Source organism: Nocardia aurantia (assembly GCF_009604425.1).
Classification (GTDB): domain Bacteria; phylum Actinomycetota; class Actinomycetes; order Mycobacteriales; family Mycobacteriaceae; genus Nocardia; species Nocardia aurantia.
Window position 1 is genome coordinate 32,886 of sequence record NZ_WEGI01000010.1, and the last position, 17,762, is coordinate 50,647.

13 protein-coding genes and 4 tRNA genes are annotated in these 17,762 nt (G+C 64.9%); 6 read left to right on the forward strand and 11 right to left on the reverse strand.

Translation table 11 applies throughout. The features are described from left to right. Positions 1–12 precede the first annotated feature (12 nt). The 3 genes from NRB56_RS39185 to NRB56_RS22410 form a co-directional block, all read right to left on the reverse strand. Positions 13–1,311, reverse strand: coding sequence for a peptidoglycan DD-metalloendopeptidase family protein (locus NRB56_RS39185; RefSeq protein WP_319943359.1), 1,299 nt, complete (start codon positions 1,309–1,311; stop codon positions 13–15). Next, a complete protein-coding gene (locus NRB56_RS22405) occupies positions 1,308–3,323 on the reverse strand; it encodes a cutinase family protein (RefSeq protein ID WP_153345369.1) in 2,016 nt (671 codons plus the stop codon). Before NRB56_RS22405 ends, NRB56_RS39185 begins: the two co-directional genes overlap by 4 nt. A 1,022-nt stretch (positions 3,324–4,345) precedes the next feature. Then, positions 4,346–5,560: a cytochrome P450 gene (locus tag NRB56_RS22410; protein ID WP_153345371.1), complete on the reverse strand. Its 1,215-nt coding sequence runs from the start codon at positions 5,558–5,560 to the stop codon at positions 4,346–4,348. Between the two features lie 51 nt (positions 5,561–5,611). Here NRB56_RS22410 and NRB56_RS22415 point away from each other — a divergent pair, with 51 nt between their 5' ends. From NRB56_RS22415 to NRB56_RS40540, 3 genes are all read left to right on the forward strand, one after another. Next, positions 5,612–6,637, forward strand: coding sequence for a GAF domain-containing protein (locus NRB56_RS22415; protein ID WP_153345373.1), 1,026 nt, complete (start codon positions 5,612–5,614; stop codon positions 6,635–6,637). Between the two features lie 167 nt (positions 6,638–6,804). Beyond that, positions 6,805–8,007 (forward strand): GAF domain-containing protein, encoded by a 1,203-nt coding sequence (locus tag NRB56_RS22420; protein ID WP_153345375.1) that lies wholly within the window; start codon positions 6,805–6,807, stop codon positions 8,005–8,007. Positions 8,008–8,308: 301 nt separating this feature from the next. Further along, positions 8,309–10,003, forward strand: coding sequence for a recombinase family protein (locus NRB56_RS40540; protein WP_406603522.1), 1,695 nt, complete (start codon positions 8,309–8,311; stop codon positions 10,001–10,003). Here the strand turns inward: NRB56_RS40540 and NRB56_RS22430 are convergent. Next, positions 9,963–10,034: transfer RNA gene (locus NRB56_RS22430), tRNA-Val, on the reverse strand. The two genes, NRB56_RS40540 and NRB56_RS22430, sit on opposite strands and share 41 nt — an antisense overlap. 300 nt (positions 10,035–10,334) lie before the next feature. Between NRB56_RS22430 and NRB56_RS22435 the strand changes: the two genes are divergently transcribed. The 3 genes from NRB56_RS22435 (at position 10,335) to NRB56_RS22445 (ending at position 10,591) form a co-directional block, all read left to right on the forward strand. Further along, positions 10,335–10,407, forward strand: a tRNA-Gly gene (locus tag NRB56_RS22435). A gap of 23 nt (positions 10,408–10,430) precedes the next feature. Continuing rightward, positions 10,431–10,501, forward strand: a tRNA-Cys gene (locus NRB56_RS22440). 18 nt (positions 10,502–10,519) lie between these two features. After that, a tRNA-Val gene (locus NRB56_RS22445) sits at positions 10,520–10,591 on the forward strand. A gap of 149 nt (positions 10,592–10,740) precedes the next feature. On the opposite strand, the gene NRB56_RS22450 is transcribed toward NRB56_RS22445, so the two are convergent. The 7 genes from NRB56_RS22450 to NRB56_RS22480 form a co-directional block, all read right to left on the reverse strand. Further along, complete coding sequence (locus tag NRB56_RS22450) at positions 10,741–11,529, reverse strand: trimeric intracellular cation channel family protein (protein ID WP_227838211.1); 789 nt, start codon at positions 11,527–11,529, stop codon at positions 10,741–10,743. Between the two features lie 78 nt (positions 11,530–11,607). Continuing rightward, the gene (locus NRB56_RS22455; protein ID WP_319943360.1) at positions 11,608–12,540 is read right to left on the reverse strand and encodes a formylglycine-generating enzyme family protein; all 933 of its coding nucleotides are present in this window, start codon (positions 12,538–12,540) and stop codon (positions 11,608–11,610) included. A 21-nt stretch (positions 12,541–12,561) separates the two neighbouring features. Beyond that, on the reverse strand, positions 12,562–13,497 hold the full coding sequence (locus NRB56_RS22460) for an HAD family hydrolase (protein ID WP_153345377.1): 936 nt from the start codon (positions 13,495–13,497) through the stop codon (positions 12,562–12,564). An 8-nt stretch (positions 13,498–13,505) separates the two neighbouring features. Then, complete coding sequence (locus NRB56_RS22465) at positions 13,506–15,044, reverse strand: arylsulfatase (protein ID WP_153345379.1); 1,539 nt, start codon at positions 15,042–15,044, stop codon at positions 13,506–13,508. Positions 15,045–15,228: 184 nt separating this feature from the next. Beyond that, positions 15,229–15,615, reverse strand: a complete 387-nt coding sequence (locus NRB56_RS22470) for a hypothetical protein (protein ID WP_153345381.1) — start codon at positions 15,613–15,615, stop codon at positions 15,229–15,231. A gap of 3 nt (positions 15,616–15,618) precedes the next feature. Then, positions 15,619–16,272 carry a hypothetical protein gene (locus NRB56_RS22475; RefSeq protein WP_153345383.1) on the reverse strand — a complete coding sequence of 218 codons (654 nt, stop codon included), beginning with the start codon at positions 16,270–16,272 and terminating at the stop codon, positions 15,619–15,621. A gap of 69 nt (positions 16,273–16,341) precedes the next feature. Beyond that, positions 16,342–17,166 carry a carotenoid biosynthesis protein gene (locus NRB56_RS22480; protein WP_153345385.1) on the reverse strand — a complete coding sequence of 275 codons (825 nt, stop codon included), beginning with the start codon at positions 17,164–17,166 and terminating at the stop codon, positions 16,342–16,344. Positions 17,167–17,762 lie beyond the last annotated feature (596 nt).

A 17,762-nucleotide genomic window follows, 5' to 3' on the forward strand; every position in this document is an offset into this window, starting at 1 on the left:
GAAGTTCGCCGGTCACCGGGTAGGTCCGAAGGCAAGACGGTTCGGGGCTGGTTCAGGCGCCTGGTACTTTGCGGCGAGTTCGGGGATTCTGGTGACGTAGCCCTGCGTCTCTGGGTTCTGGCAGACTCCACCGGCGGCGAAGGTGCCTTCGGGCCCGCAGTTGTACATCGACAACCACAACCAGGTCAGCTCGCCATGCAGAACTCCCTGCGTGAGGCCGCTTTTCGACAAATCGATCAACTTGCATGCGAACGCGCCCTGCGACATCACCGCGTCAGCAATCGAGAACGGGTCTGTGACGCCGTCGCCGTCGCCATCGATGCCCTGTGAAGTCCAAGTGCCCGGCATGAACTGAGCCGGACCCAGCGCTCCGGCCGGTGATACAGCGGTGCGGTTGAACCCCGATTCCTGTTCCAGCTGCGCCGCGACGATCGGTGCGCTCAACTCCGGGCAGGTCGCTGCGGCCTTGCGAATCCACGGCTCGAAATCCGGCGGCACGGAGCCCGCGCCGAGGCGAGTGTCTCCGCCTCCGACCGCTGAGGATGCCGGGCCGCCGTGCGCGGGTGTCGTCACGCAACCAATGCCCGATCGCTGCCTCGACCACCGGCTCGATGTATGTGCTGCGAGCGTATCGGTATCGGAATTCCTCTGTTGCGCCGCTCTTTTCGTCGGTCCCGTGTCTCTGGGGTGCGTGGCCTTCTCGAACGTTCCGGCCGCGTTCGGGATCGGCGTCGCGTGAGCAGTTTGCAGCCATGGCAGCGGATCGATTGCGTGCCCGCCGTGCAACCGCCCGCCCGGGACGACCTCGAAATGCAGGTGTGCTCCGGTCGCCTCACCGGCGGCACCGACACGTCCGATCTGCTGCCCGGCGGTGACACGCTGCCCGGCCTGCACACCGACGCCCCACTCGTACATGTGTCCGTACACCGTGGACACGAGGCCATCGGGCCCGTCGCTATCGATGACGATCCAGTTGCCGAATCCCGAGGCGGGCCCGGCAGCTGCCACCGTCCCATCGGCTGCGGCGAAGATCGAAGTGCCCTCCGCTGCAGCCAGATCGACACCGGCATGGAACCCGCCCTCTCGTGGCCCGAACGGCGACGACACCGTGAACGAACCTTCCGGCAGCGGCCATGCTCGGCCGTCGGCGGCCGGCGCCGGCTGGGCGGGCACGAGGTGGCGGTCGACGCGCGGCAGATCCGGCAGGCAACTGGGATCTGCTGGTGGACGGTCACCGAATCCCGTGAGCACCACCACCACGACGACCGCTGCGACGACCACGATCAGCAACACCTTGAGCGTTGTGCTCACGACAGGACCCCGATCGACCGGATCCGGTTCGTGAACCAGTCGGTCAGCCAACTCACAGCCGAACGGCCCTGGTCATCGACGACATACCGGTCGTAACTCTGGTGTGCTCCGGAGGCGAAGAACGTTGCTGCACTTAGCCCTTCGGAGGCGAGTGTCGTCAACGCCGAGGCACCGTTCGCCGCCATGGTGCCGGTCAGCTGTTTTGCTGCCGTCAGCGCATCGGTTTTCGGCGTTCGATCGGTGCTCGTCGACCACCCGGTGAGGGCATCGACGACGAATCCCGCGAATCCCAGCAGCGTGGGAGCGAGGTTCAGGACACGGGTACCAATATCGAGAGGATCGGCACCAGCTGCGATCGCCTCTGCGATCTGCCACAGATTCTCCTGTAGACGGCCGACCTGATCGGCCACACCCTGTATGTCCACATTGCCGAGCAGATCAACCAGCACGGAAATCAGCTGCGCTGCACCGCTGGGATCCGGGATCAGCCCGACTACCCGGGCGATCGTATGCAGGTCGACTCCCGCGGCCATCTGCATCAAGGGCGCGAACTGGTTGTTCACCCTCCCGAACAGTTCGTGCAACTGCCGCGCCTTCGTACCCGGGTCCACGCCGAGGTCCAGTAGCTCCGTGGTGATCCGATGGGCGATTTCCAGCAGATCGGGAATGTTGCCGGCGAACCGAATTGCATTCGAGACCACGTTCGCTACCTGATCCACCAGCAGCGAAGGCTTCATCACGCTCAGCACCCGTGCCGTGGCATCCAGAGTCTGCGCCGGCCGCCCGGCCAGCACATCTGACACCGGTGCGATCGCCGCGAGGAGTTGGTCCGTTGCCGCCCGCAGATTCGTCCCGTGGCTGTCGGTGCCAGCGGGGTGCCTCCCGATTATCGAGAGCGCTTCGAGCGCAGCCGGCAGGTCGGCGCGACCGATTGCGTCCAGGACAACACCAGCCAACTCATCCGGTGAATCAGAGTGCTCCCCCGCCGATTGGCGAACAGCATCCGGTATGTTCGCCGCCCGCGCCGGCAAGCCGGCCAGTTGGCCGAGAGCCGAATTCAGCGCCTCGACTGCGAGTTGCACTATCTCGGTATCCGGCTGCGTAGCGTGAGCCTGCGCGGCCAGGCTTTGAACTGCTGCCGGTAGTTCGGTCAGGCTGGATGGCGAGAAGTTCGACTCCAGCGACTCGGCAAGGCTTTGCGGAAGGGCATCAGCCGAATCTCGACCGGATGCGGCGGTGCTCGTGGGCTGAGAGAGGATCCGCCCCAGTCCGGCGATGATCGGGTGCTGGACGGCATCGGTTGCGCAGTAGCGGTCGTCGGGTGCGCAGATCTCCGCCGTCACTGCCGATAGTCCGCAGAATCCGCTCGATCGCGTCCCTGCGATACCGTCGCCCGCGACCGTCGGCCCGACCAGCTTGCCGCCGGCCGTGCCCTGATGCGGATCGGCGACCAGCCCGACAGCCAGAATCCGATCCGCAGCGAGCGGATCACCGGAACAACCTATCGAGGCCACCACATCGCCGACCGCGTCCGCACCTTGGCTGTATCCAGCCAGCACGAATTTGGTTGCCGAGCAACGGGACCCGACTTCGGACAGCGCGTTCCGCACGGCTGTTACGCCGGTCGCCTTGCTATCCCCGTACGGCAGCTTGTCGAACGCCGAAGCCGCATAGCCAGGGAACTGGAAGGCGAATTCGGTACCGAAGCGACGGGCCAGTTCGGTTGCCACCGGGCCCAGCAATCCCACCGGGACGGACTGATCCGCGGTCGAGTTGGTTTCCCATGTCCCGGGCAGGAAGATCCCGGCCACAGCCGGACAATCTGACCGAGTCGCGACCTTGGGCGGGGTCGGTGCCGCATTCACGAGCGGAGCGATCCCTGCGCACAGGGCGAGGATGGTGAGAAGGACGATCGCAGCGATCCGACGGCGCGCCAGTACCTTTCGACGCGGCCGAGCAGCGGTGATTGCCTTCTCGGCGCGCGAAACATATTCGAGTACAGGAGTATTCACAGCTCCTCCTGCCGATTCGACTGCTGACGAAGCGTTTCCAGCCACGCGCGTACCTTCGACTCCTCCAGCCGCAGTGGAGCATTGCGCGCTGTACCGCTTTTCCACGCCTGTGAGTACAGCTCGTGCCCGGCTGTTCGAAGGTGTCTGATGCGGTCCGGACTGTCCCCGGTTCGAGCGCTGATCTGATAAATATTGAGCGCTGGGTCCTTGCGTGGACCCGATGAGCACTTGCCGTCACATTCGGGCATGACAGCACCTCCCATTCCGGAAAGGAAATATCAATAACTACGGACCTCGAGTCCGGTAGCGCGATTCGACTATCGAATGACGTTTCCCGAGTCGAGGCCGCCTCGAGTCCGCGATAACGCGGACATGCGGATCCCTGCCGAAGAGATGAGCAGCTACGTCCCGACACCGGTCTCTCGGCTTATTTCTGGACTCGCCGCAGCGGCGGGTTGCCGATGCTTCCGTACGCCGACGTCCGCCATCCGAGCGATTCGGGCCGAACCACGTTGCTGTCGACGGGATCTGCGATGTCGCAGCTGCCAGTCCATCATCTCGTCGTACATGCGCTCGTAGGGCTCAGCGAGCGCTTCGTCGCGACGAAGCGACTTCGGGTTCCGGGAGGTTCGGCTGATGCCAGCGGAATCGGTCCCGCCCGAATCGAATGTTCCCTCGTGCCGAGACGGATTGCTCATCTCAGCTCCTTCTGGTCGGCTCCCGATCGCGTACCAGTGCGATGCGTTCGTCAATGACGCAACCGAGAAGATAGGTGGAGACGGCCATCGACCCTCGTTCGGCTTGCATCGAATTTCCGGCTGGCGCGGGAAATTCCGTGGGAGGTTTGGTATCGATGGCCGCCTTGCGGCCTGTCATCCGGTTCCGCCAGCGGGTGCCGGGAAGCGCCCGAAGAGATGGGCGGACCATGAATTTATCGCACGGCACGACCCATCGCAACTACGCTCCGAACATCCCATATCCAACAAGGGAAAATTCGGGTGTACGGACGGTCGTGCCGCGGATCAGAATGTCACGGGCAAGCATTCGAGCCGGCGGAAGAACACGCTGCGTCGCCACCGCAGTTCCTCGATCGGGACGGCCAGTTGCAGGCGAGGATGCCGCTGGATCAGTTCCGCTACCGCGATGGTCGCCTCGACCTTCGCCAGGCGTGCACCCAGGCAATGGTGAACACCGACTCCGAAGGACATGTGCCGAACGGTTCGGTCCGGATCGAAAACGTGCGGGTCGTTGACGGTCTCCGGATCATGGTTCGCGGCCAGTAGGGATACCAGGAGTAGCTCGCCGCGACGGATACGCTGGCCGTCCACATCGACATCGGTGTGCGCCTGGCGCAGCGTCGTCACCGGCAGCGGAGGGTCGGTGCGCAAGGTCTCGTTGATCACCGAGGCCAGGTGCTCGGGCTCGGCGCGAGCTCGGTCGAATTCGTTCCGATCGCGTAGCAGGGCCAGCAGGGTGCCGAGGATCAGATTGGAGGTCGTTTCGTGCCCGGCGATCAGGAGCAGTGCCACGGTCGAAAGCGCTTCCTTGAGGTCGACCTCGCCGGTGGCCATCCCGGCACCGAGAGTGGACATCAGGTCACCACGGGGCCGCCACCGTCGGGCAATGAGGCGCGGAAGGATGAGCCGCGTGAAATCTAAACCCGCCGTACGCAATTCGGATGAATTCGCGACCGTGACATCGGACAGAACCTGCGAGGACCGCTCGATGCGCAGTCGGTGGGAGGCAGGGATGCCCGTGATGTGGCAGATGATCGCCACCGGCAGCGGGCCGGCCAGTGTCGTGGCGAGGTCGATAGGTGTCGACGGATCGATCTTGTCCAGCAACTCGTCGGTGAGTGCCTGGATGCGCGGGGTCAGCGCCGTGACTGCCTTCGGCGTGAAGTGATCGGCGACAGCTGCCCGCAGCCGAGTGTGGTCCGGCGGGTCGCTGCCGAGCATGTGCGTGACCACCCACTCGGTGCCGTACCTCCGTGCGCGGGAGCGTAGCCCGACCCGGTGCTCGTCGGCGGTGGTCACCCCGAGCATGGTGTCGCGGCCTTTCCCGATCCGCGGATCGGTCAGCACGTTCCGTGCCAATTGGTCGCCGGTGATCAACCAACCGTGTACTCCGGACGGCGTCGTGAACCGGTGCAGGGATCCTCCGGCGTGCACATCCCGGTAGAAGCCGTGCGGGTCCCGAAAGTACTTGTCACCGAAGATCACGGTTTCCGTCGGCATTGTTACCCCTGGTTCAGCGATCCGTGGAAGGTGAGCACGCAAGATAACAGTATGGGCGAGGTAATCTTACGGCAGCGTGATCATGCGCAAGCACCCGATTGGCTTCTCATCGAGACCCTCGGGGAACTGGACGGTAACTACAACATCGTCGCGTGGGGCATTCGTCCGAAGGAGTTCCTCCCGATCGGGAAAGTTGTGAAAGGCGCCGCGCCCAGAATTCGCCAGGTCATCTCTGCGGTAGCCGCATCCGGACAGCCCCTGTCCCTCGGTGACGGCGGACGATCCGTGGAGGCGTACCCCCATATCGTGGAAGGCCGGCTGCACAGCGTGCAGGTTTGGCTGGGCACTGCCAACCAAACTCCGCCGCCTCGGCCCCGAGCGGGCGCCTGGTACTTCGACCTGACCACTATGACGTCCGTGTCCGGGGCGGAATGGGCTGTGATGGCTGGCATCAGCGGCGAGAACGGTCGCTATCGCCGGTCCATCGCCGACATGTTCGCGCAGGTCCACACCGATCTAGGGGAACTCGCCGCGATCAAGAAGATCATCACCGCTGTGCCGGGCACCGTCCACCAGGGCATCTGGACGGTCAAACTTGCCGATGGCTCGAGTTTCCGCTCGTACTTCTCGTGCCGCATCTACGAAGAGCTCATCGACGGCCAACCTCACCGGCTGGCACGAGGCGTCAGTCAGGAGATCGCCGCCGGACCGACCGGCGAGCCGGAACCCCTGATCCTGCTCGAACATCGGGTCATGGAAGCGCAGATCCCGGCAAACGAATACCACGCCGTGTTGAACCTGCAGAACCTGCAACTCATTCGATGGGTACGGGGATCTTCGATCCCGGACCGCGTGGCGTGGCGATGCCGCGACGGCGAGCCTCGGCCCGAAGTCCATCCCGAGGACCGGCGAAAAATGATCGACATGGCAAAAGGGCTGGCGCGTTCCAGCACGAGCGGCCGCTTGCGAATCCGGGGCGTCGATGGCTCGTGGATTCCGATCATTGCCCAGGCCTTCCTGGTCGCCGTCGACCAGGAGACCACTGCCGGACTCGTCAAATTCACGATGGACAACTGATACTTGCCTTCGCTCGATTCGTGTATATGATCCGATATGCGCAAACCCCGTCTCGAATGAGCGGGTCCGGCGGCGGTCGGTATCACGTGGACCGTGCTTGGCGGCGCGTTCACGCCAGTGGCATCAGCCCATGGCGTCAACACACCTGCCGCCGAGAGGAACCCGAAATGAGCGCACCCATCCATCAGACCCCAGCCTCGTTGGCAGCGCGGTCCGACAACCAACCGCACCGGGGGCCGCGCCTGCCGAAATCGACCGGTCACAAGGCGCTGCCGGAACCTCGACTGCGCTGGGCGATCGTCGAAACCTTCGACAGCTCCGGCGAATACAGGTTGATCTTCGACGGTCCATACCCGCGGCACTTCACCAAACCGAACCGCCTCACCATCGGCTGCGTACCCAATGTCGGCCGCCTGGTTCCGAGTCTGATTATCCAGGTTGTTCGCAGCCGCCGTTCGTACAGCGAGCAGACCCCGCTGTCGGACGGCCGACCGCTGCAAATCGTCGCGCATCCCGTGTTCGCTCCGTCCGGAGATGTCTATGCGGTCGCCCTATGGGCCGGCACAGCGGACGAAGAGGTGCCATCGTGCCCGATCGTCGGAGTGGTCGAGTGGACGCAAACAGGCGTCGGCTACAGCACGCCCGCGGCGCGCGAACTCCTCGGCAATTCGGCGGATTCCACCGGTCTCTGGACAATCCCCGGGCTGCTGTCCAAAGTCGATCGCTTGGACGATCGCGCCGGATTCCTCTCGCTCTTCGACCTCATCGCGCCCCAGGACGAGTGGATCGGATTCGCCACCGTCACCCGAGCAGACCACACGCGTCGCCATATCTACATCGCCGCGCGAGCTTTCGGCCGGCACCCTTATCGCACCGTCCGTTCGATCGGCTACGACATCACCGAAATCCTCCCGCCGCCCACACCCAGTTCCGACGCTGCGACCGTACGGAACCTTCCGATACCCGAGGGACATGCCATGGCTGTCGCCGATCTGCGGAGCGGCATCGTCCATCAATGGCTTACCAACGCAGACGATCCACAAGCTGGTTGGTCCCATCACCGTCCGGAGATTCACCCCGCGGATACTCGAACCATCACCGATACTCTCATCGACCTACTCGCCCGTGCCTGCGATCCGGTGGCGCCCACAGCCTCGACTCGCGCTCGCATTCGTTTCGACGCGAATGCCGACTGGATAGAACTTCACGGACAATGGCGCCTCATCTACTGCGGCGATCGACCGCAGGCGCTCATCGATATCACCACGGAACTGCCGGTACCACCGGTCGCAGTCTCGGAGTGTGCAGAGTGCCGACGAACGTCGAGCAGTGGGGCTGATGCCGAGCCATCGAGCATCGCACCGTCCTGAGGGCGCGTCGGCAATCCCTTCCAGCCGTGTAGCTAATTTTCAGCAAGCAATCGGTGCTTGCGTCTTGCCGGGAGATCGAGGAGGTTGGATGCCGCCCAGTGCCAATGACTTTCGGATCGACATCGCTCTCGGACTCCATCGGGCTCTTTCGTATGGGTAACCGTCAACGTCTGCAGGTAGGCGAATCCCGTGAGCATCATGTGACGGTGGAGAGCGATACCCGCGAGCCTCTGGACCTTCGGAGGCTGAGCCGGGCTGTCATTGCGCTGGCGAAGGAATCGTCGACTCGCGAGGAGGCTCCGTGAAAAGTAGTGGACTTCCCGAGCCCGCAGTTGCATACCTGCGTGTTTCGGACAAGAAGCAGTTGAATACGGCTATCGACATCGATCCGGACGGCAACTCGATTGCGACGCAGCGCGAGACCATCGAGAAGCGCGCCCACACGTTGCCGGCGAATATCGTGAAGGAGTTCGTCGAACCCGGCGTGTCCGGTCAGTCGATCGAGAAGCGCCCGGCATTCCAGCAGATGCTGGACTATCTCCGTGAGCATCCGGAGGTCAGGTATGTGATCGTCTATATGCGGTCGCGTGCGTTCCGTAACTACATCGATGCTGCGATCACCAAGCGGCAGCTCGATCTCATGGGCGTGCAACTGATTTCGGCGAAAGAGGACTTCGGTCAGGGCATCTATGCCGACATGATGGCGGCGATCACCGATATCTTTAACGACACCCAGAACCGGTTGTCCGGTCAGGACATCAGCACCAAGATGTTGCACAAGGCCATGAACGGTGGCACGTGTGGCCGGGCGAAGATCGGATACATCAACGCCCGAGTGGACATCGAGGGTCGCCAGGTGAACACGATCAGGATCGACCCGGAACGCGGCCCGCTGGTCGTGCGGGCGTGGGAGCTGTACGCCACCGGGGATTACACGATCGAGGATCTCGAGGCGACGATGGCCGATCTCGGTCTCACCAGCCGGCCCAGTGGTCGCCATCCGGTCGCTCGGCCGGTGTCGGCGGGGACTCTGCACACCATGCTCAGCGATCCGTACTACGTCGGGTATGTCGAGTGGAAGGGAGAGACCTACCCGGGGCGTCACGAACCGCTGATCGGTCACGATCTGTTCGAGCGTGTGCAGGAGGTTCTTCGGCATCGCAGCGCGAACGGGAGTCGTGACCGAGTTCACAACCACTATCTCAAGGGTGGCCTGTTCTGCACACGGTGCCGCGACAACGGGGAGACCTCCCGGCTGGTCTACAGCAAGACCACCGGCCGCAACGGCACCCGCTACGCCTATTTCGTCTGCCGCCGTTCCCAAGCCGAGCTGTGCGACCTGCCGAGCCTGCCGGTGGAGATGGTCGAGGACGCGATCGTCGAGCACTACCGTGCGCTGCAACTGCCGGCCGATTTCGTCACCGAGACCCGGGCGTTGCTGACCGGGGTCCTCGATGACGAGCAGGCCAATGTGCGGGAGATGCACAGCAATCTGAACCGGCAGCTGAAAGAGCTGGCAAGCAAGGAAAGCCGGCTGATCGACCTGGTCGCCGACGGGACCATTCCGAAGGACAAGGTCCGGGCGAAACTGCTCGAGCTCGAAAACCAGCGCAAGCGGATCCAGGCCGGACTCGTCGACACGTCGGAGCAACTGGCACTCGGGGTGAATGTGCTGCGGCAAGCGATCGATCTCATCGCCGACCCGTATGCCCTCTACCGGGACGCGGGCCCGGAAACTCGCCGGCTGCTCAACGAGACGTTCTACGAGCGCCTCTACATCGACGATCGGGATGACACGACGACGACTCCACGTGTCGCGGCGGACCGGACTCCGATCTTCGCCGACCTCCATCGCGCCGCTCGGACCTGCCGGTCCGGCGCGTCCGGAATCGGACAAAAAAGAAGGCCTCATCCGCACAAGCGAACGGGCGCTGGTTCGAATAAGGCTCTTGCGGTGGTCCCAGCTGGGATCGAACCAGCGACCTCTCGCGTGTGAGGCGAGCGCTCTCCCGCTGAGCTATGAGACCGTGCGGGTGTTCTGAAGTGGGCTTTGGTTGCCGCTCCGAACGAGATGGAACATTAACACGCTCTACCCCTGTCGTACCAAATCGCGTCTCGACCTGGTGGTTCGTGTGCCGTAAGGGGGGTGGCGGGTGGGGTGGGTGTGGAAGGTGGTTCCGAGCTGCTGAACGACATGGTTGTAATTCCGATTTACCCCCTCTCACCAGGCGATTTGTTGCTTGCGTGTGGGGTGGGCTAATGTTCTCTCTCGCAGCCGGATGGCACGAAAAGAGCCGCCGGAAGCCGGGTCGCGGGGAGCGCGATGTGCGGATGTAGCGCAGTTGGTAGCGCATCACCTTGCCAAGGTGAGGGTCGCGGGTTCGAATCCCGTCATCCGCTCGAAGGCCAACCCGGCCCTGGTTGGCGGTGTGGCCGAGTGGTGAGGCAACGGCCTGCAAAGCCGTGCACACGGGTTCGATTCCCGTCGCCGCCTCTAAAAAAGGCGAACCACGCGCGATTAGCTCAGCGGGAGAGCGCTTCCCTGACACGGAAGAGGTCACTGGTTCAATCCCAGTATCGCGCACTGAAGGAAATGGCAGGTCAGCACTGGTTTCGGCCGGTCTGGCCTGCTTTTTCATTTCCGAAATCCGCTGGTGTGCCGAGCGGTCCACGCCGTCGTCCCCGAGCCGCCGGGGCCGGCCGATGTCGAGTTGTCGGGTCGTCCATCGGCGGTCATCGGGGTGGCGGGGTGGTGGGGTCGAGGCCGAGGGAGCGGATTTCCGAGTGGGATTTGCCTGCGAGTTTTCGGCCCAGTAAGGGTCTGGATTCGCGGTGGATGTATACGCCCAGGGGTTCGGCGGCGAGGGGTTCTTCCCAGCCTCGGTACAGTGCCGTCACTCGGAGGGTGAATCCGACTGCGAAGGCGATGAGGGTGCACCAGAGGGTGGCGAGGCCGGTGGCGTCGATGATGAGCCACGTCACGGAGGTGACCACGGTGGTGGTGACGAACAGTTCGCCTTGAATGAATTGTTTCGGGGTCACGCCGCAGGTGAGGTCGATGATGTAGCGGCCCGCTGTCGGGCCGACTACTCCTACCGCCACCGCGCCCAATATCGGTACGTGGTGCTCGGTGGCCTTCTGCACGCCGACGATGGCGTACCACGGCAGGGCGGTGGAGGTCACGAACTGGAACAGACCTTCCCGGAACAATTGACCTTTCGCGTAGCTGAGTAGATATCCCAGCGTGCCCGCGGCGAGCGACAGGACGATGAACGCCGGATTGAGCAGTGCCACCGGGATCTCGCTGAGCAGGACGTCGCGGGCCACTCCGCCACCGATGCCGCCGATGACGGCCATCAGCAGGATTCCGGATACGGTGAAATTGCGGAAATGGTCGGGGCGGCGTGCCAGCAGTGCGCCGTTCAACGCGTTCGTCGTGGCGGCGATGAGGTCGAAGACGCGGTGCTCCCCGGTGAACACCATGTGGCCGAAGCCGATCTCGGGGACCGCGATTGACATCATCTGCTGCACTCGGACATCTCCTCGATTCCGTGTCCGGCCGGCTTCGGGTCCGGCCGCTCGTCGTTGTCGCCGGGTCGTTCAGTGTGCCGATGGTTCGCCGAGGCACCGGAATCCGATGTGGCTCATGCCCGTATCGATCATCTGCGGACGGCGCGCGGCGGGGCGGTAGCGGCGGCAGTAGCTGTCGGCGCAGAGATGGGAGCCGCCCTTGATCACCTTGCGGGGGATGCGGAATCGGGGTTGGCTGTCGTCGAAGCTGTCGGACATGCTGGGGCCGTGCGGGTTACGGGGGGCGCAGCAGGAGGGCGGTGGATCGTGGCGGTCGGTGTACCAGTCGGTGGTCCACTCCCAGACGTTTCCGGCCATGTCGTAGAGGCCATAGGCGTTGGGGGAGAACGAGCCTGGGGCGGTCGTCCGGCCGTATCCGGGGTCCGCTCGCCACGGGAACCTGCCGTGCCAGTAGTTCGCCAGTCGCTGTCCGGCGCGTTCGGGGGCGTCGCCCCAGACGTATTCGGCTCCGTCGAGTCCTCCGCGCGCGGCCGCCTCCCATTGGGCCTCCGACGGTAGCGACCGCCCCGCCCACCGGGCGTAGGCCTGCGCGTCCTCGAACGCGATGTGGACCACCGGGTGGTCGCCGCGGCCGTCGAGCGCGGAGCCGGGTCCTTCGGGATGTTTCCAGCACGCGCCGGGGGTCCAGGTCCACCACTGGTCGATGTGGCGCAGATCGACGGGACCGGGGGTGGGTGTGAAGACCAGCGAGCCCGGTTGCAGGTTCTGCGCGGGGGCTCCGGGGTAGTCGGCGGGATCCAGGGGGCGTTCGGCGATGGTGCGGTAGCCGGTGTCGGCGACGAACAGCGCGTACCGGTCGTTGGTGACCGGGGTGGTCTCGATGGTGAAGGCGTCGAGTTCCACGCGGCGGGCGGGAGCTTCTTCTGGATAGTGCCGGTCGGATCCCATGGTGAAGACCTGGGCGGGAATCTGCCGGACTTCGGTGCGGGTCGCGGTGTCCACGGGTGTCCTTCGCTGGCGGGGTCAGGCGGGGGCGAAGATATCGAGCCAGTCGTTTTTCATGCTCACCATGGTCCATCCGAGACGCTGGGCTCGGGCCAGCACCTCTTCCGCACCCGCGGTGTAGGCGAATTCGCGTTCGGTGTCGTCGTGCGCGACGAGGATCGGCAATGTGGGGCGGTGCTGGGCGGACGTGTACGACAGCATCGGCAGGTCGCCGTTGGAGTTTCCGACCGCCAGGATGGGGCGGCGGCCGATTCTGCTCCAGATCCGGATCGGTTTCTCGGGGCCTTCGTCGAAGAAATCCATCGCCGCCTTGTACACCAGATCGCTGTCCTCGCCGCGGTCGCGATAGGTCAGGCCCACGGCGCTGCCGATGATCCGCTCCGGCGGTACACCGTAGAGCGTTCCGGCGATCGGGCGCATGAAATCCCGGTCGCCGCCGGAGGCGATATAGGTCGTGAAACCCCGGTCGCCGAGGTAGCCGAGCAGTTCGACCATGGGCCGGTAACCACAGCCGCGATAGGGCCGGTGCAGCGTGGGATGGGCGGCGTGCGCGAAGAATTCGAGCACCCGGGTCTGGTAGTCCTCGACGGAGAGGGTGTCGAAGGCCGCGGTCACCGCGTTCATCAGCAGGGTCAGATTCGTGTCGTCGCCCCGATAGTGCTCGACCATCGCCGCGCCGAACCACGCGAAGTCGTGTTCGCCAGCGGCCTGCCACGGCTGGCGGGTGCGCAGGACCGGATCGGCGGCGGCGAGGTCGGCGAGGCGCTGGATGATGAAATCCAGTTGGATGGGCATGGGTTTCTCACACCAGAGCGTGCCGTCGTTGTCGAACACCGCCACCCGGTCCGCCGGCTCGACGAAGTCGGACCCGCCGGGTGTGGTGACGCGCTCGACGAAAGCGACGATCGCGGACTCGGCCGGACCGTCGGCCCACGATGTCAGTGCGGTGGGCATGTCCGGGTTCAGTCGCGAGCCAGGTATTCGTTGAGTTTTTTCACCGCGTGGTCGACGGTGAACGTCGCGGGCTCCTGGCGGGGCGGGAATTGTTTGAAGGTGTCGAGGAATTCGGTGCAGATCGCGGTGCCGTAGGCGGTGATGTAGTCGTGGTCGAGGAACCAGTCCCAGTAGGTGTTGGAGGTGACGTCGGCACGCTCGAACGGGTCCGTGCGCAGATTGAAGATCTTCGGCAGGCGCAACGGGGTGAACGGCTCGGCCCACAATTCCAGGGTGCCCCGGGCGCGTTGTTCCATGAACACGATCTTCCAGTTGTCGAACCGGATCCCGAGCACGTCGCCGTCGTCGGAGAAATAGATCATGCCCTGCCGTGGGGAATGCTCGACCTCGCCGGTCAGATAGGGGAGCAGATTGTAGCCGTCGATGTGGACCCGGAAGGTTTTCCCGCCGACGGTGTGCCCGTGGGCGAGCTTGTCGATGATATCGGGCTCCCCGGCCGCGGCCAGCAGGGTCGGCAGCCAATCGTGGTGCTGGACGATCTCGTTGGACACCGTCCGGGCGGCGATCCGCCCCGGCCACCGGATGATCTCCGGCACCCGGAAGGCGCCCTCCCAGTTGGTGTCCTTCTCGCTGCGGAACGGGGTGGTGGCGGCATCGGGCCAGGTGTTGGCGTGCGGACCGTTGTCGGTGCTGTAGATGACCAGGGTGTCCTCGGCGAGGCCGAGGGTGTCGAGCGCGTCGAGTACCCGCCCGACGTTCTCGTCGTGGTCGACCATCGTGTCGTGGTACGGCGACTGCCAGCGCCCGGCCCGGCCGAGGCTCTCGGGTTTGGTGTGGGTCCGCAGGTGCATGTGGGTGGTGTTCATCCACACGAAGAACGGTGTGCCCGCCCGGTGCTGCCTGGTGATGAAATCGATTGTCGCATCGGTGATCTCGTCGTCGATGGTGAGCATCCGCTGCTTGTTCAGCGGGCCCGTGTCCTCGATGCGCTGCTTGCCGTGCGGCCCGTAGCGCGGGTCCACCTCGCCGGTGTCGTGCTCGGTCGCCCACGAACGGATGACCCCGCGAGGCAGCGCGAGTTCGTGCAATTTCGGGTAGCGGCGGGCATCGGGATAGTCGGGCAGTTCCGGTTCTTCCTCGGCGTTGAGGTGATACAGATTGCCGAAGAATTCGTCGAATCCGTGCGTGGTGGGCAGGTATTTGTTGAGGTCGCCGAGGTGGTTTTTGCCGAACTGCCCGGTGGCGTAGCCCAGGGGTTTCAGCAACTCCGCGATCGTCGGATCCTGCTCGGACAACCCGACATCCGCGCCCGGTACGCCGACCTTGCTCATCCCGGTGCGATAGACGCTCTGCCCGGTGATGAACGAGGCGCGACCGGCCGTGCAGGACTGCTCACCGTAGGAATCGGTGAATTTCATTCCCTCCACCGCGAGCCGGTCGATATTCGGGGTGCGATACCCCATCAGGCCCTCGCTGTAGCAGCTCAGATTGCTGATTCCGATATCGTCGCCCCAGATCACCAGGATGTTCGGCTTCGAACCCGCCATCACGCGCTCCTCACGTCCGAACGCGAGCCGCCGACGCGCTGTATCGCCTTCCACGGCCGGCCCGCGTTCACCAACAAGGGACCACTGGATCTTCGACACTATCGCCCGAGCAACGAGCCAGCATACGCCGCCGGCCCCGGGTCCGGTGGCAGCGGCCCGGCCCGGATCGGTGTGCCGTGGTCGATCAGTATTCGAAGTGGCCGTCGGGCGGCGGGTCGTCGACTCGATCGCCGGGCCGCCGCCGGTCACGGTGCCGTGATCTCAGCCCGGCGACCGCGGCCACTGCCGTGACGGCCAGTACATGGGCGGCCAGCAGCACCAGGAAAGGGCACAGGAATCCCGCGTCGGTGACCGCGCCACGGTCGCTCACGCAATACAGCGTGTAGTTCGTCGAGGTGCCCTCGGAATCGTGTGTCGTGTCCGACACCACGATCGGCTCGCGGTACGGCGGCGAACAGAAAAGTGGCGCAGTCAATTTCGCTTCGCCGGGCCAGATCGACACCGGGATCACGGTGCTGATCGCACCGACCCCGACCCCGGTCGCGAGTGAGGTCCGCAGCAGTCCGGCCATCGGTCAGGCCTGCCGGACGCGGAGAAAGGCGCCGGTCCGATCGAACTCCACGATCATCTCCGACCGGGGCGAGACCACGTTGGCGACCATTCGTATCTCCTGTCCGAACCGGCTGACCAGGATTACGCTCACCACGGCGTCGTCCAGGCCGCTACGGGTCAGTGCCGTGTCTACGACGGCCTCGAGCCGCGACAGGCCGGACACCTCGGTCACGGGGAAGTTCTCGCTGTCGAGGTCGTCGAACACCGACACCCGGACCGGCTGCGGCGCGCTGAGAGCACCGAGTGCGTACGAGTAGTCGTCGAGCCGCTCGGACCGCTGGGGATCACGAACACGTATGTGCAGCACCGGTTCTCGGGACGACAGATCCTCTCGGCCGGCGAGGAATCGAGTCACCTGTGGCGGCTGCTCGTTCACCACCAGCCGGAACTGCCGGGAGTCCGGCGCGGTCAGCAACAGTACATTCGCGTCGATGTCGTTCACGCCCAACCTGGTTCGCAATGCCGTGATCGCATCGCGGGGCAGTTCGCTGACCAATCCTCCGCCCCGGGCGCGCATCCGCTGTTCGAAATCGGCCCGATCCACGGCCCCGACGCACCCGCTCACCGCGACCAGGACGAGACATGATGCGGCCCAGGCCATCCAGCGTCGAGACATGTCCGAATCGTAGTGCCGCACGTCGGTACGGATCGGGTCCGGGTGGTTTTCGGCCGCGGCGTCGTCACCTCAGCGGGCGGCGGGTTTGCGGGTCAGCCGGAGCAAGGCGAGTCCGGCGAGGGGGACCATCGTGAAAAGCGCGCTCGCCAAGGACGCTTGGTAGATGTCTTCCGTGACGAACCGGCGGTCGCCGCGAATCACGATGTCGTCGTGGGCGTACGGGCGTGAGGCGTATGGCACGAACGCGCTGAGCAGCCAGATGAGGCACGGCACCAGGAGACCGGCACGGACGGTCGTCGATTGTGCTGGGAGGACGCGTCGTTCGACCAGGGCGAACAGCTGGCAGATCACCCAGCCGGTCAGTAGCCAGCCCAGGAAATTGGTCAGGGGCACGCCGAACTGGCCGCTCGGCGACGCGTAGGAATACAGGCCGCGGACCGTGCCGGCCACGGGGTCCAGGACGAAGTCGTATCCGCCGAGCACGAAGGCCGCGACGAGCGGCGTGGTGAAGCGGTCCCGGGTCTCGATCACGCCGGATTCGCCGCGGGTGAGCGCGCGGGCGACCGTCCACGCCAGCCAGGCCAGGACGACCCAGCCGGCCACGACGGGGATGGGGACGCCCAGGGGTGCGGGTCCGGCGGTGTGGTGTGTGTAGTGCCCGAAGGGGAATCCGGTGGCGATACTGCACGCCTCGGCGAGGAAACTCACGACGGCCGCGATCGCCACGAAGACGACGAGCCCCCGGGCTCGGTATGCCGTCCATGCGGAGACGGCGGCCACGATGACGAGGGCGAGGGCCTGGATCGCTTCCCCGGCGGTCGCGACCGGCGATCGCGGTGCGGGCAGGGTCATCAGCACCGCGGTCAGCCATGCCCCCGCGGCGATCCACAACACTGCCGCACCGCGACCGGAACGAGGGCGGGAGGCGGTCGTGCCTTGCTCGATCGGCTGACGAAAATTGTTCTGGGGCAATGACACAGGAACCTCCACCGTCGACAGTGGACGTTCTGCCGAAGCGTCCGTTCTGCACCCGGGCACTCAGGGTACAGGGGGAGTGGTCATCAGTACAGACGGGTGTCCAGGCCGAGTGGCCGGGCGTACAGGCGGCTTTCGCACTCGTCGAATGTTGTGCCGGAAAGGAGACAGTCGTTCAGGCCGCTCTGAACATCGCCGCTGGTGGGTGGTTCGTCGCAGAGGAGGCCGCACCGGAGATAGTCCGGCGCTTCGGTACCGTCCGGCATGCGGCAATCGCCGTTGTCGCAGGTATACGGGCGGGTGCTGGGATCGCGGGGCATGGGTTGCCGACTCAACGACCATACGAAGGCGTCGGTGCGGTCGACCGGTACACAATGGACGACTCGGCTGTCGGCCGGATGCCCGATTGTGCCCGGGGCGGTGCAGTGGGCCAGTAGAGGCACCGAGGGGCCCGGCGATACCAGTGGTGGCGTACCGGAGGCGCTACCGGACGGAAACGGTCCAGCGGCGGACGG